The sequence below is a fragment of the Arthrobacter sp. CDRTa11 genome (assembly GCF_026427775.1).
Taxonomy (GTDB): Bacteria; Actinomycetota; Actinomycetes; order Actinomycetales; family Micrococcaceae; genus Arthrobacter.
Genome location: NZ_CP044532.1, coordinates 444,431 through 458,397 on the forward strand (window position 1 = coordinate 444,431; position 13,967 = coordinate 458,397).

The 13,967-nt window shown below is 64.3% G+C and carries 12 protein-coding genes and 1 tRNA gene; 7 read left to right on the forward strand and 6 right to left on the reverse strand.

Annotation, left to right across the window (positions count from 1 at the left end; all coding sequences use genetic code 11):
- Window positions 1-22: 22 nt before the first annotated feature.
- From pstS to pstB, 4 genes are all read left to right on the forward strand, one after another.
- Window positions 23-1,144, forward strand: a complete 1,122-nt coding sequence (gene pstS / locus F8G81_RS02055; RefSeq protein ID WP_267277386.1) for a phosphate ABC transporter substrate-binding protein PstS — start codon at window positions 23-25, stop codon at window positions 1,142-1,144.
- A gap of 110 nt (window positions 1,145-1,254) precedes the next feature.
- On the forward strand, window positions 1,255-2,187 hold the full coding sequence (gene pstC, locus F8G81_RS02060) for a phosphate ABC transporter permease subunit PstC (RefSeq protein WP_267277387.1): 933 nt from the start codon (window positions 1,255-1,257) through the stop codon (window positions 2,185-2,187).
- Window positions 2,188-3,300 carry a phosphate ABC transporter permease PstA gene (gene pstA, locus F8G81_RS02065; RefSeq protein WP_267277388.1) on the forward strand — a complete coding sequence of 371 codons (1,113 nt, stop codon included), beginning with the start codon at window positions 2,188-2,190 and terminating at the stop codon, window positions 3,298-3,300.
- Between the two features lie 48 nt (window positions 3,301-3,348).
- Entirely contained in the window at window positions 3,349-4,128 is a 780-nt protein-coding gene (gene pstB, locus F8G81_RS02070; RefSeq protein ID WP_267277389.1) for a phosphate ABC transporter ATP-binding protein PstB, read from the forward strand.
- 194 nt (window positions 4,129-4,322) lie between these two features.
- On the opposite strand, the gene F8G81_RS02075 is transcribed toward pstB, so the two are convergent.
- From F8G81_RS02075 to F8G81_RS02085, 3 genes are all read right to left on the reverse strand, one after another.
- Window positions 4,323-5,336 carry an inorganic phosphate transporter gene (locus F8G81_RS02075; protein WP_267277390.1) on the reverse strand — a complete coding sequence of 338 codons (1,014 nt, stop codon included), beginning with the start codon at window positions 5,334-5,336 and terminating at the stop codon, window positions 4,323-4,325.
- A 1-nt stretch (window position 5,337) separates the two neighbouring features.
- A complete protein-coding gene (locus F8G81_RS02080; RefSeq protein WP_267277391.1) occupies window positions 5,338-5,955 on the reverse strand; it encodes a DUF47 domain-containing protein in 618 nt (205 codons plus the stop codon).
- Between the two features lie 313 nt (window positions 5,956-6,268).
- Window positions 6,269-6,928: a hypothetical protein gene (locus F8G81_RS02085; protein WP_267277392.1), complete on the reverse strand. Its 660-nt coding sequence runs from the start codon at window positions 6,926-6,928 to the stop codon at window positions 6,269-6,271.
- A 311-nt stretch (window positions 6,929-7,239) separates the two neighbouring features.
- Between F8G81_RS02085 and F8G81_RS02090 the strand changes: the two genes are divergently transcribed.
- From F8G81_RS02090 to F8G81_RS02100, 3 genes are all read left to right on the forward strand, one after another.
- Window positions 7,240-7,312, forward strand: a tRNA-Lys gene (locus tag F8G81_RS02090).
- Between the two features lie 222 nt (window positions 7,313-7,534).
- Window positions 7,535-9,193: a VWA domain-containing protein gene (locus tag F8G81_RS02095; RefSeq protein WP_267277393.1), complete on the forward strand. Its 1,659-nt coding sequence runs from the start codon at window positions 7,535-7,537 to the stop codon at window positions 9,191-9,193.
- A gap of 49 nt (window positions 9,194-9,242) precedes the next feature.
- Window positions 9,243-10,268, forward strand: coding sequence for a LacI family DNA-binding transcriptional regulator (locus F8G81_RS02100; RefSeq protein WP_267277394.1), 1,026 nt, complete (start codon window positions 9,243-9,245; stop codon window positions 10,266-10,268).
- Between the two features lie 112 nt (window positions 10,269-10,380).
- Here the strand turns inward: F8G81_RS02100 and yjfF are convergent, their stop codons facing one another.
- From yjfF to F8G81_RS02115, 3 genes are read right to left on the reverse strand one after another with little or no spacing between them, the layout of a single operon-like run.
- A complete protein-coding gene (gene yjfF, locus F8G81_RS02105) occupies window positions 10,381-11,397 on the reverse strand; it encodes a galactofuranose ABC transporter, permease protein YjfF (RefSeq protein ID WP_267277395.1) in 1,017 nt (338 codons plus the stop codon).
- Window positions 11,397-12,428, reverse strand: a complete 1,032-nt coding sequence (locus tag F8G81_RS02110) for an ABC transporter permease (protein WP_267277396.1) — start codon at window positions 12,426-12,428, stop codon at window positions 11,397-11,399. The genes yjfF and F8G81_RS02110 overlap by 1 nt, the downstream gene beginning before the upstream one ends.
- On the reverse strand, window positions 12,425-13,951 hold the full coding sequence (locus F8G81_RS02115; protein ID WP_267277397.1) for a sugar ABC transporter ATP-binding protein: 1,527 nt from the start codon (window positions 13,949-13,951) through the stop codon (window positions 12,425-12,427). The genes F8G81_RS02110 and F8G81_RS02115 overlap by 4 nt, the downstream gene beginning before the upstream one ends.
- Window positions 13,952-13,967 lie beyond the last annotated feature (16 nt).

Here is a 13,967-nt window from a genome sequence, read left to right on the forward strand (position 1 = left end):
ACCCTGGAAGGGGTACATCTAAGTGAAGGCTCTCCGCTTCGGCCGCCACGCGGCCATTGCTGTTATCGCGGCAGGCGCACTCGCGCTCTCCGCCTGCGGTTCAGACAACGTCACGGGTGCTGCGCCCGCAGGCACCCAGACTTCGGCAGGACCCAAGGTCACCGGCACCCTGACCGGCATCGGCTCCTCCGCGCAGGGCGCGGCCATGGACGCCTGGAAGACCAACTTCGCCTCCGCCAACCAGGGCGCCACCGTGCAGTACTCCCCGGATGGTTCCGGTGCAGGCCGCAAGGCACTCCTGGACGGTTCAGCACAGTTCGGCGGGTCCGACGCCTACCTCAAGGACGAAGAATACGCTTCGTCACAGACCGTCTGCGGCCCTGACGGTGCCCTGAACATCCCGGTTTACATTTCCCCGATCGCCGTTGCGTTCAACCTCCCGGGCCTGACTGAGCTGAAGCTTGACGCCCCCACCGTGGCGAAGATCTTCCGCGGCGAAATTGCCACCTGGAATGACCCGGCCATCACCGCCCTGAACCCGGGCGTCACCCTTCCGGACACCAAGGTCACGCCCGTGAACCGCTCTGACGACTCCGGAACCACCACCAACTTCACCGACTACCTGGCAGCAGCGGCTCCCGAGGTCTGGACTGACAAGTCTTCAGGCGTCTGGCCGGCAAGCCTGCAGGGCGAAAACGCCAAGGGCACCTCCGGTGTGGTCAAGACCGTCACGGACACTCCCGGCGCCATCACCTACGCCGACGACTCTGCCGTCAGCGGCAAGCTCGGTGTGGCCCAGATCAAGGTGGGCGAGAGCTTCACCAAGATCTCCGCCGAAGCTGCAGCCAAGGCTGTTGACGCCGGCAAGCCCGTTGAAGGCCGCAGCGCCAACGACCTGTCCATCAAGCTGGACCGCAAGACCAGCATTGAGGGCGCCTACCCGATCGTCCTGGTTTCCTTCCACATCGTCTGCTCCACGTACGACAAGCAGGAGACCGTTGACCTGGTAAAGGCCTTTGAGAACTATGTAGTTTCTGAGGACGGCCAGAAGGCAGCCGCTGACTCCGCGAAGTCCGCACCGCTCTCCGCCGCACTGGCAGAGAAGGCCAAGAAGGCCATTGAAACCATCAAGGTCAAGTCCTAGCACCTGTACCGACGCCGGTTCCCTGCCCTGCCGCAAGGCGGGGCGGGGAACTTGGCTTTGTCAGCAGTAACCGCCAGTTTTCAGCACCACCACAACCGAAGGGTCGCCGAATGACCGCCACCTCCCTGAGAGCTTCCCAGGGCGCAGGCCGCGCAGGGGACAAGATCTTTTCCGGAGCAACCCTGGCAGCAGGGTGCCTGATTCTTGCCGTCCTGTTCGGCGTTGCCCTGTTCCTGGTGATCCAGGCCATCCCGGCCCTGACCGCTCCCGCCGCGGAGATCCAGGGGGGTGCAGGCTTCTTTTCCTACATCTGGCCGATTGTCATTGGCACGCTCATCGCCGCGGTCATCGCACTGGTCATCGCCACGCCCGTGGCCATTGGCGTCGCGCTGTTCATCTCGCACTTCGCCCCGCGGAAACTGGCGGCTGGCCTGGGCTACGTCATTGACCTGCTCGCTGCCATTCCCTCGGTGGTCTATGGTGCCTGGGGCGCCGCATTCCTGGCCAAGGAAATCTCACCGGCCTACAACTGGCTGGCCGCGAACATGGGCTGGCTGCCTATCTTCCAGGGTCCCGCGTCCGCCACGGGCAAGACCATTCTTACGGCGGGAATTGTCCTGTCCGTGATGGTCCTGCCGATCATCACATCCCTGAGCCGCGAAATCTTCCTCCAGACCCCCAAGCTCCATGAGGAGGCAGCCCTCGCTCTGGGTGCCACGCGCTGGGAAATGATTAAAATGTCGGTCCTGCCGTTTGCCCGCCCCGGCATCATCAGCGCTGTCATGCTGGGACTCGGCCGTGCGCTCGGTGAAACCATGGCCGTTGCCCTGGTGCTTTCCTCCGGCGCCCTCACCGCCAGCCTGATCCAGTCCGGAAACCAGACCATCGCCGCCGAAATCGCCCTGAACTTCCCGGAAGCCAGCGGCCTCAAGGTCAGCACCCTCATCGCCGCCGGCCTGGTCCTGTTTGTGATCACCCTCGGCGTCAACATGATTGCCCGCTGGATCATCACGCGGCACAAAGAATTCTCGGGAGCCAACTAAATGACCTCCACCCTTACTCCCGTCCGCAGCAAGCGTTCGGCCCTGACCAAGGGCCAGCTGCCGAAGTACGCACCGTACGTGGTGCTCGCGATAGCCCTGATCGCCGGAGCCGCCATCCTCGCCCTGATCGGCTTCAACGCGTTCGGCTGGGGCATCGTCTCCGCCATCCTGTTCGCCGCCGGCCTGGTGGGCTGGAGCGCGGTGGTGGAAGGCTCGCGAAAGGCCAAGGACAAGCTGGCCACCTGCCTGGTCATGGGCTCGTTCCTGATCGCGCTGCTCCCGCTCATCTCCGTGATCTGGACAGTGCTGGTCAACGGCGTCCCAGGCCTCGTCACGCCGGGCTTCCTCACCAGCTCCATGAACGGCGTCACCGGGGTCTTCGACAACAAGGCAGTGGAAGAGGGAACGCCCGTACTCGGCGGCATCTACCACGCGCTTCTGGGCACCGTGCAGATCACCCTCCTGGCCACGCTGATCTCCGTCCCGGTGGGCCTCCTGACCGCCATTTACCTGGTGGAGTACGGCAACGACGGCCGCCTGGCGCGTGCTATTACGTTCTTTGTGGACGTGATGACAGGCATCCCCTCGATCGTGGCCGGCCTCTTCGCCGCAGCCTTCTTCTTCGCCGTCATGGGACCGGGCACCAAGACAGGCGCCGTTGCCGCCGTCGCGCTTTCGGTCCTGATGATTCCGGTGGTGGTCCGCTCAAGCGAGGAAATGCTCAAGATTGTGCCCAACGAGCTGCGTGAAGCGGCCTACGCCCTGGGCGTGCGGAAATGGCGCACCATCCTGAAGGTGGTCATCCCGACGGCGATCTCCGGAATCGCTTCCGGCGTCACCCTGGCGATCGCCCGCGTGATCGGGGAGACGGCGCCCATCCTTGTCACCGCCGGATTCGCCACGAGCATCAACAGCAACGTCTTTGGCGGCTGGATGGCCTCGCTGCCCACGTTCATCTACACCCAGATCCTGAACCCCACCTCCCCGGCGAACCCGGATCCGTCATCGCAGCGGGCGTGGGGTGCGGCCCTGGTGCTGATCATCCTGGTGATGGTCCTGAACCTTGGATCCCGGCTGATCGCCAGGGTTTTCGCCCCGAAATCCGGCCGATAGCAATCCGGTCAATACACTTAATCCGTACCCAGCAAGTGAAGGAACACCATGTCTAAGCGTATCGACGTCAAGGACCTGAACGTCTACTACGGCGATTTCCTGGCCGTGGAAGACGTCACCATCAACATCGAGGCCAAATCCGTGACGGCCTTCATCGGTCCTTCCGGCTGCGGAAAGTCCACATTCCTCCGCACCCTGAACCGCATGCACGAGGTGCTGCCCGGTGCCCGTGTGGAAGGCGAGGTCCTTCTGGACGGCGATAACCTGTACGGTCCGGGCGTTGATCCGGTGACCGTGCGCTCGCAGATCGGCATGGTGTTCCAGCGGCCCAACCCGTTCCCCACCATGTCCATCCGGGACAACGTGCTGGCGGGTGTGAAGCTGAACAACCAGAAGATCTCCAAGGGCGAGGCAGACATCCTGGTGGAGCGGTCGCTGCAGGGCGCCAACCTCTGGAACGAGGTCAAGGACAGGCTGGAAAAGCCGGGTTCAGGCCTTTCCGGCGGTCAGCAGCAGCGCCTCTGCATCGCCCGGGCCATCGCCGTGGAGCCGCAGGTCATCCTGATGGATGAACCGTGTTCCGCGCTGGACCCCATCTCCACCCTGGCCATTGAGGATCTCATCAACGAGCTCAAGGACCAGTACACCGTGGTGATCGTGACCCACAATATGCAGCAGGCCGCGCGCGTCTCGGACAAGACTGCCTTCTTCAACATTGCGGGGACCGGCAAGCCGGGCAAGCTGATCGAATTCGGCAACACGCACACCATCTTCAGCAACCCCACCGTCAAAGCGACCGAGGACTACGTCTCCGGCCGCTTCGGATAATCCCCACCGCCGCCCTAACCTCGCAAGCTCGGTCAGGGAACCCTGGCGGCGTGGGCCCACCCAGCCGATCCCCAGGCCGTGGGCCCACCGGCTCGCAAGGCTTTTGCTGACAGCGGCCTTGGACCGCTTGAACGGTGCTGCCCAGCACCGCTCAAGCGGGCCGGGGCCGCTTTTGCGTTGCCCTGTCCGGCCGCTTAGCCAGCCAGCGGGGACAGTGCCAGTGCCAGCACAAAAGCTCCGGCCGCCGTCGCGGCCGGAGTCAGGATCCACAGCCCCACGATCCGGATGACCAGCTTCCGGTTGGTCACGGAGAAGTTCTGGTTTTCGCCGGCTCCAAGGACCGCCGAGGTCACCGTGTGCGTTGTGGACACCGGCCAGTGCAGTCCGATGGCCCCCACAAAAAGCATCACGGCGCTGAAGATCTGGGCCACCGAGCCCCGAAGCGGATCAATCCTGGTGACTTTGTAACCGATGGTGTGCGAGATCCGCCAGCCGCCGAACAGCGTTCCTGCCGTGATCATCACAGCGGAGAGCAGCGCCACCCACACAGGGATGGTGCCGCCGTCGGAATAGCCTGCCGCGAGCAGGGCAAGCAGCAGCACGGCGCTGACCCGCTGTCCGTCCTGCAGCCCGTGCCCGAACGCCACCGCGCCTGCTGCGATGGACTGGCTTCGCCGGAAGCGCTGGTTGATGACATTCGGCTGGGCATAGCGGGCAGCCCAGGTCACCGGGAAAACCAGCAGGAACGCGCCGCTGTAGGCCACCAACGGGGAGAGCAGCAACGGCAGGACCACCTGGAGGAGAAGCGACTCGTCCACCCCGCCCACGCCTGTCCCGCCTACCGCCACGCTGGCCAGCCCGGCGCCGGCGAGCCCGCCCACGAGCGCGTGCGTGGAGGATGCCGGAATCCCGCGCCACCACAGCAGGACGCCCCAGGCAAAGGCGCTCGCGAGGCCTGCAACCAGAATGCTGAGGCCATTCGTACCGGCAGGAAGGCTGATCCAGTGCTGGCTGACTGCCACTGCCAGGCTGGCGCTGAGCAGGGCCCCCAGGAAGTTGAAGAAGGCCGCAAGGAGCACCGCCACGGTGGGCGTCAGTGCCCGCGTGCGGACCGCCACGGCCACCGAGGTGGAAACGTCCCTGAAACCATTGAGGAAGGCAAACGCGGCAGTCAGCAGGACCACCGCGCTGAAGATTGCCCCAGACACGTCAGGATTCCTTGACGATGATGCTGCCCACCTGGGTGGCGATTCGGCGCATGTCCTTAGTGACTTCCACCAACTGGTTGGCGATATCCCGGTTTCGGGCGTACGGCGCCCACTTCATGTCGGCGATCATGTCAGCAACCCAGACGCGGTGGGTCCGCTCAGCACGCTTGGTAAGCCGGAGGATTTCGATCCAGTAGTCCTCGAGGTCGTCAAGGTTGTTGAGCCCGCGCATGGCGTCCACGGTGAGTTCCGCCTGGCGGCTGATAATCTCCAGCTGGTCAGCTGCCCGCTTGGGCAGCCGTTCCAGCTTGTACAGAGCCACCAGTTCCGCGGCGGCATCCATCTTTTCCATGGCCTCGTTGAGGTACCGGGACAGCGCGTACATGTCCTCGCGGGGGAGCGGGTTCACAAAGCTGGTACGCATATGCGTGAGCAGTGCGAAGTGCAGTTCCGCGGACTTGGCCTCGTGGTTGTGCATGTCCTCCACCAGCTTGGCGTGCTCAGCGGCGGGAACGCCCAGGATCTCGGCCAGGGTGGCGCTGGCCAGCACTATCTGGTGCGCCATCTGCGAAAGGAGGTTCAGCCCGGCGGGCTCCTGGGGGAAAAGGCGCAGCTTCACGTGGGGTACCGGTCTCCGGAGGATGTACTGGGCTGGGAGCCGCCGGCCTGTGACTTGACGCCGGCCCGCAGCTGACCCTAACTCTACCGGTGCCAGCCGTTCCGGCCGGAATTGGACACTGGATCCTCTTGGAGCCGAGATAAGCGGGCACAAAAATGGTGCCGAACCGGATACGCCTCTCGGCGGTAGGCCGCTCTAGGCGGCTAATTGTTGAAGCCCGGGGGTTTCGCGGCTCGACACCAGTTTCAGTGTTCTACGTTGGCTGGCCCAAGTCAACATTGACAGATCGGACCCCCATGGGGTTCAGCGCAGGTCAGTCCAGCTCTCCCAGGCGCCAGGCGTTGGCGGCGTGCTCAAGGTCTTCGGCCGTTTTCACCAGCTGATGGGAGTTGCGCGTCAGTTTGCTCGCGTGGGCCTCATTGGCGTGCTCTGCCCCGTCCGCGATGGTGGCCTGGCCAAGCGCCACGACCCGGCAGAAAGCTGCGGACCGTTCCAGTGCGACGTCGAACTCGCCGTCGAACGCTCCGGACAGAATGGCGTCTGCCATGGCGGTCATCTCCTCGGCTCCCGGCGGCTCGGCGGCGCCCGCCACCACGTTGGAGACCTGGGCGGTGTCCTTGCCTGCACGGAAATACACCGAAATCCGCTCCGGATCCTGCACGGTGGCGGCCCGCAGCGCATACAGCCGCCACAGGGCACCGGGCAGGGAGCGCGCAGGGCTCTCGGCCCACAGCTCGGCGATGGCCTCCAGGCCTTGCTCGTCGGCAAGCCTGACCAGCCGTTCCGTGATGACGGGGTCGTCACTGTCACGGCCATGGCGCACCAGCGCCTGGGCCGCAAGGTGGGCGGCCTCGGAGACGCGGGCGGGATCGGCGCCGCCCGCGAACGGTTCAAAATCTATGGGGGCGAAGGGCTTGGGCTTGTGGTGCCGGTTGGCTCCGCCGTAGTGGCTGGGTCCTGCTTGCTCGCTCATGGCACCCACGCTACTCCTGTGCTGCGGCGGAAATCGAGCATCCGGCCGCACCTGGGCTTCAGGGGTTCCCAAGGCTCCAGGGGCGCCGTCGAATGCTATGCCGGAAAGCGGTGCCGGAGGGCGGTGCCGAAGCGGCGCCAGAACCCTGTGCCGCATATCTGCGCAGGAGGGCGGCTCCAGCGCCGCAGCCGAGATCCCGGGAGGAAAGTACGACGGCGATGCCCACACCGTGCAGAGCGGCCCCGCGCGTGGGGTACAGTATTTAACGTCCAGAAATGGACTGGGCTGATGGCTGTTATGGCCGTCGGCTGGGGCCTTTAGCTCAGTTGGTAGAGCATCGGACTTTTAATCCGTGGGTCGTGGGTTCGAGCCCCACAGGGCCCACTCTTTTAGCGAAGAGTGGAAAACCCCGGCTTCCTGTCACCAGGAGGCCGGGGTTTTTTGTTTCCTGCCAAATATGCCGCCGAATGTGATCGCTCACACGCTTTACGTATACTGATCTGGTTCCGCGGCCTTCCGGCCTCCCAGTGTCGGGAGGTCATGGGGAAAGTGCTGGCCGGCTCCTTTCCGGCGCGCCGGAGTACCCAGCAGATAGGTGCCACGTTCATGTCAGCTCGCCGAGCCGCCCTCCGTGCACGTCACAGCGCATCCCCGCGCCCGTCCCGCTTCCCCTGGGCGCGCATTGCCATAGTTTTCGGGACGATCGTAGCCCTCGCAGTGGCCGGCGGGGCCGTGGTGTGGATCATGGGGATGCGCACACCGGCAGAGGCCTCCCATTGCACCGATCCAGTTGACGTAACTGTGGGAGCGGACGCTGCCATGGCACCGGTGCTGGAGCAGGCAGCCTCCCGGATTCCGCCGGAGGCGTGCGTGAACTTCACCTTCGCAACTTTGAGCCAGGCGGAATTGGCGGCCAAGGTATCAGCAGGCAAGGATGCACCGGATGTGTGGGTCGCGGATTCTGCGGTCCGGGTCCAACGGGTGGTCACCACAACCCCGCCGGAGGTCATCGTGCCTTCATTGGCGTCAACGCCTGGGGTCATCGTTGGACGGGCCGGGGAAGTCGCGGCTTTTGCGACGTGGCTCAGTGCCCTGCAGGCTCCCGGCGTACGCTTCGGCGATCCGTTGGTCACCGGGAGCGGCGAAGTTGCGTTGCTGGGGGCGGTATCGGAAGTCCAGGCGGGCCTGACGGACGCCAAGGCCCTCCAGGCGGCCACCGCACAGCTGGCCCAAAAGGAAAGCCAGCGGGCGGGGGAGAAGCTCTCGGACGTGCAGCAGCTTGAGTCTGTGGCAACATCCGGCGGATTCGTCATCGTCACGGAGGAGGCCTGGCTGAAGTTTTCCAAGACCACTTCAGGGGCCCTCCTGGCCGCTTCGGTCCCCGCAAGCGGTGCCGTGTCGCTGAACTACCCCCTGGTCAGTACTGCCGGAAGCGGGACCCGGGGCCAGGCCGTGGCCGCGGCGGCCCGGGCCCTTGCTGAGCAGGTGGCCACGGACGAGGGCAGGACGAACCTTGCCGGCCAGGGGCTGCGCCCCGCGGACAGCAGCAACCTCCTGGACCAGAAGGGTGCCGGTCCCGTTGTGGCGCTCGCCCCGGCCTCCGCGCAGGCAGTCAGCCAGGCCCTCAGCGCCTGGTCTGTGCAGGCCATTCCGTTCCGGTCCCTGGTGGTGATGGATGTCTCCGGCTCCATGGAGTTTCCGGCCGGCAACCAGACGCGGATGGAATTGACGCAGCAGGCAGCCACCACGGGCAGCAAACTGTTTCCCAACACCGCGGCCCTCGGATTGTGGGCCTTCTCAATCGGCCTTGGCGGCGGCAGCCAGGACTACCTGGAGCTTGAGCCCATCCGGAAGATGGACCAGGTGGTGGACGGGGTGACCCAACGTGATCGCCTCGTGGCGGGGATTGCCGGCCTGTCCGAACGCACCGGCGGAGCAACGGGCCTTTATGACTCCACCCTCGCCGCGTTCAGGACAGTTCAGGCCTCCTACGACTCCCGTGCCATCAACAGCGTCATCCTGTTCACCGACGGCGCCAACGAGGACCCCGAGTCCCTCACCCTGGAGCAGCTACTGGAGACCCTGCAGCGGGAACGGGATCCGGCCAAACCGGTGGTGATTGTCACCATTGGCATCACCGAAGACGCGGACGCTGAAACACTGACGAAGATTTCCGCGGCCACCGGCGGCACAAGTTATGTTGCCCGCGCACCCCAGGACATCCCCAGCGTGTTTGCGGACGCACTGCTGGCTCGCGGGAAATAGACACGGCGTAAGGGCCGCGGGGCCATAGGATATGGATCAGTACCCTCCAGTGGAAAGGCCTCTTGTGGCGAACATCAACGGCCGCCGGCTACCGCGCCTCAATGACGTAGCCGCGCTGGCCGGTGTGTCACACCAGACCGTGTCCCGGGTTGTCAACAACCATCCCAACGTCAGCAAGGCCACACGGGAGCGGGTGGAGGCGGCCATCTCGGAGCTGGGATACCGCCGCAACACCGCTGCCCGCAGCCTGGTCACCCGGCGGTCCCAGACCATTGGTGTGGTGGGCAGCGAGCTGTCCCAGTACGGCCCGGCCAACACCATCCTGGGTGTGGAGCAGGCTGCGCGGGACGCCGGTTACTTCGTCAGCATCGCAGCGCTCAAGACCGTCAACCGGGACACCATTTCCGATGCCCTCCGCCACTTCCAGGACCAGTCCGTGGATGGAGTGGTGGTGGTGGTCCCGCACTCTGAGACGCTCAGCGCCCTGGACGAGATGGCGCTGGATGTACCGGTTGTCACGGTAGGCTCCCTGGGCAACGACAAAATCAGCGGTGCCATGGTGGACCAGAAGCGCGGTGCAGAACTTGCCGTCCGCCACCTCATCGATCAGGGACACCGGAGGATCGGCCACATCTCCGGCCCGCTTGACTGGATCGACGGCGCGGCCCGGGCAGAAGGCTGGAGCCAGACCCTCCGCGCCGCCGGGCTGGAGGATGATCTCCTGGCCCACGGCGACTGGAGCGCAGGCAGCGGCTACGCCATCGGCCGCGAGCTGGCCCGGAAACGCTCAGCCACTGCAATTTTCGTCGGAAACGACCAGATGGCCCTTGGGCTGCTCCGGGCCTTCAGCGAGGCCGGGATCAGTGTCCCGGGAGATGTCTCCGTGGTCGGTTTTGATGACACCCCTGAAGCGGCGTATTTCGTTCCGCCGCTCACTACTGTGCGCCAGGACTTTGAGGAACTCGGCAGGCGCTGCGTGGATGCCATGGTGGGGGAGATTGAGCAGGGTGCTGCCGTCAGCGGAATCGTGGTGACGCCGGAGCTGGTGGTCCGCGGAAGCACCGCGGCCATCTAGAACAGGCGCTCAGACAACAGGCGCTCATACAACAAGCGCGAACCGGCAGCTGATGCCCTCAAAATCCGAATCTGAGGGAATCTGCTGCCAGTTCGCGCTGTGGGGATTGGGCTTACGCTGTGCGTCTGGTGAAGAGCCGCTGCAGCAGGATGAAGACCAGCAGCAGGCCGCCGATCACAATCTTGGTCCACCAGGAGCTGAGCGTTCCGTCGTAGGCGATGAAGGTCTGGACGATCCCCAGTACCAGGACTCCGACCACCGAACCCAGCACGTAGCCGACTCCGCCGGTCAGCAGGGTTCCGCCGATGACCACAGCGGCGATGGCATCCAACTCCATGCCCTGGGCGGCCAGGCTGTAGCCGGACAGGCTGTAGAAGGAGAAGAGGATCCCGGCAACCGCCGAGCACAGCCCGCTGACACAGTAGACCAGGACTTTGGTGCTTTTCACGGCCAGGCCCATCAGCATGGCTGAGTTCTCATTGCCGCCGATCGCGTAGACCGTCCGGCCGAACCTCGTGTGGTGAAGGACGAAGAACGCCAGGCCCACCACCACCAGGGCGATCAGCACACCTGGGGAAATGAACAGCTCCTCCGACAGCGGGATCCGCGCCTGCGCCATCCCGGTGAAGAAAGGGTCCGTGACGGGAATGGAGTCGAGGCTGATCACGTAGCACAGGCCGCGGGCCAGGAACATCCCGGCCAGGGTCACGATGAATGGCTGGATGTCGAAGTACTGGATGACCAGCCCCATCAGCAGTCCGAGGCCGCCGCCAATGACCAGGACGGCCACTATGACGATGCCCGGATTCCACCCGTTTTGGAGCATGCTGGCCGTCACCATCATGGAAAGCGCGACGACGGCTCCGACGGACAGATCGATCCCGCCGGTCAGAATGACAAAGGTCATGCCGACGGCAAGGACGATCAGGAAGGTGTTGTCGATGAAGAGGTTCAGGAGCACCTGGCCCGAGAGGAAGCTGGGGTACATGCCGGCGCCGACGATGAACATCAGGATGAACAGGGCCAGGGTAGCCAGGGTGGGAGCGTAACGGGCACCCGTGCGCATCCGGTTCCGGACGGCAAAGGACTTGCGGGGAGTGGGCGGGGCCACTGTGGAGAGGGGAGACATCAGACTGCCACCTTTTCCTTGGTGCGGAGCGGACTTGCCGGCTTGAGGTTCCTGAACAGGTTCCTGGCCTTTGGCGCCTGCAGGAGGCACACGGTGAGGACCACGATGGCCTTGAACACCAGGGTGACCTCCGGGGGAATGCCCAGCGTGTAGACGGTGGTGGTCAGGGTCTGGATGATAAAAGCTCCCACCACGGTGCCCACCAGGCTGTAGCGTCCGCCGGCGAGGGACGTGCCGCCGATGACGACGGCGAGGATCGCGTCCATTTCGATGTACAGGCCGGCGTTGTTGGCGTCCGCCGCAGTGACGTTGGAGCTGATCATGAGTCCGGCGATCGCCGCACAGAATGCGCTGAAGATGTAGACGATCCAGATAATGTTGCGGGCCCGCAGCCCGGCCAGCCGGCTCGCCACGGGGTTGATGCCAACTGCCTCGATCAGGGTTCCCAGGGCTGTCCGGCGGGTCAGTACGGCTGCCAGGATGAAGACAACGGCGGTGATAAGGATGGAGACCGGAAGGGTGAAGAGGTATCCGGCGCCGATGGCTTTGTAGCTGTCGTTGGTCACCGAGACGATCTGGCCGTCGGTGATGAGCTGGGCGATGCCGCGCCCGGCCGTCATGAGCACCAGCGTGGCAATGATGGGCTGGACCCCGATGGTGGACACCAGGAATCCGTTCCAGACACCCAGCACCAGGCCCGCCACCACGGCGATGACCACTGCCACGGCGGCGGTTGCCGGCGAAGCAGGTTCCGGAGAAGCGGCGATGTAGGCGCAGGAGGCCGCACCGGCGATGGCCACCACAGCACCCACTGAAAGGTCGATGCCCCGGGAGGCAATCACCAGGGTCATGCCGAGGGCTATCAGGATGGTGGGGGCACCATTGCGCATGATGTCGATGATGCTGCCGTAGAGATGGCCGTCCTGCATCCGCAGGCTCAGGAAGTCTCCCCGGAAAATCTGGTTGACTGCCAGCAGGGCAACGAGGGCCAGGACCGGCCAGGCCAGCCGGTTCTTCAGGATGGATTTCACTGGGCGCCTCCGGCGATGACTGTCAGGACGTCTTCGACGGAAACGTCGTCGTTACTGATTTCGGCCACCATGGCCCTGTCCTTGATGATGGCGATGCGGTCGCTGAGCCGGAGCACTTCTTCCAGCTCGGAGGAGATGAAGAGGATGGACATACCTTCGGAGGCAAGCTTGTTGACCAGTTTCTGGATCTGGGTCTTCGCTCCGATATCAATGCCTCGGGTTGGTTCATCCAGGATCAGCAGGTCCGGGGACGTCACCATCCAGCGGGCCAGCAGCACTTTCTGCTGGTTCCCGCCGCTGAGGTTGCGAATAAGGGCATCGGGGTTTGCCGGCCGGATGTCGAGGGTCTTGATGAACTCGGCAACGAGCTCATCCTGGACCCGCCGTGGAATGCGCCGTGCCCAGCCTTTGGTTGCCTGCATGGCGAGCACCAGGTTGTCACGGACGGTGAGGTCGCCGATGAGGCCTTCCTCCTTGCGGTCTTCGGAGCAGAATCCGATGCCATGGTCGATGGCGGTGCGCGGGGAACGTAACTTCAGCGGCTGGCCCTTGACCTTGAGGGAGCCTTCATCGGACTTGTCGGCGCCAAAGAGGAGTCGTGCGGTCTCGGTACGTCCGGCACCAAGGAGCCCGGCCAGTCCCACCACCTCGCCGGGATAGATGGACAGGTTGACGCCGGAGACGGATCCTTTTCGGCCTAGTCCCTCGGTTTCCATAAACGGCTGGGCGTTCGCCGCCAGCCTGGCCTGTGACCGGGTGGACGCCTGGTCAAGTTCCTCCAGGACCTCCAGGTCTTTGCCGATCATTTTGGAGATGAGGTTCATGCGGGAAAGGTCGCGGGTCATGTATTCGCCCACAAGCTTGCCGTTGCGGAGCACTGTCATGCGGTCTGAAAGTTCATAGACCTGCTCGAGGAAGTGTGACACGAAAAGGATGGCGACGCCGCGGTCACGGAGGTCCCGGATCACCCGGAAAAGCTGGTTGACTTCATCTGCGTCCAGGCTCGACGTCGGCTCGTCCAGGATCAGGACCTTGGCGTTGACTTCGACGGAGCGGGCAATGGCGATCAATTGCTGGACCGCGATGGAGTGTTCGGAAAGCAAGGAGCCCGGTTCCACATGTTCCAGGTGGAGCTGGGCCAGGACCTCACGGGTGCGGGCGCGTACGCCGCGCCAGTCGATGGAACCGCGCCGCCGTGGCTCCCGCCCCAGCATGACGTTCTCTTCAACGGTGAGGTTGGTGCAGAGATTGACTTCCTGGTAGACCGTGCTGATGCCGGCCGCCTGGGATTCGGCAGGCGTGGAGAAGTTCTTCTGCTGTCCCAGGACGGTGATGCGTCCTGAGTCAATGGTGTAGACGCCGGTCAGCGCCTTGATAAGGGTGGACTTGCCCGCCCCGTTTTCGCCCATCAGGGCATGCACCTCGCCTTGGAAAAGACGGAAGCTGACGTCGTCAAGGGCCTTGACCCCTGGGAATCCGATGGCAATGTCGGTCATCTCGACGACCGGAACGAGTTCGTTCATCCTAGGTATCTTTTCT

Bases quoted from the DNA above. Each gene is read 5' to 3' on its own strand.
- yjfF (WP_267277395.1), bottom strand. From the start codon at position 11,397: ATGTCTCCCCTCTCCACAGTGGCCCCGCCCACTCCCCGCAAGTCCTTT.
- pstB (WP_267277389.1), top strand. From the start codon at position 3,349: ATGTCTAAGCGTATCGACGTCAAGGACCTGAACGTCTACTACGGCGAT.
- F8G81_RS02095 (WP_267277393.1), top strand. From the start codon at position 7,535: ATGTCAGCTCGCCGAGCCGCCCTCCGTGCACGTCACAGCGCATCCCCG.
- pstC (WP_267277387.1), top strand. From the start codon at position 1,255: ATGACCGCCACCTCCCTGAGAGCTTCCCAGGGCGCAGGCCGCGCAGGG.
- pstA (WP_267277388.1), top strand. From the start codon at position 2,188: ATGACCTCCACCCTTACTCCCGTCCGCAGCAAGCGTTCGGCCCTGACC.
- F8G81_RS02115 (WP_267277397.1), bottom strand. From the start codon at position 13,951: ATGAACGAACTCGTTCCGGTCGTCGAGATGACCGACATTGCCATCGGA.
- F8G81_RS02085 (WP_267277392.1), bottom strand. From the start codon at position 6,928: ATGAGCGAGCAAGCAGGACCCAGCCACTACGGCGGAGCCAACCGGCAC.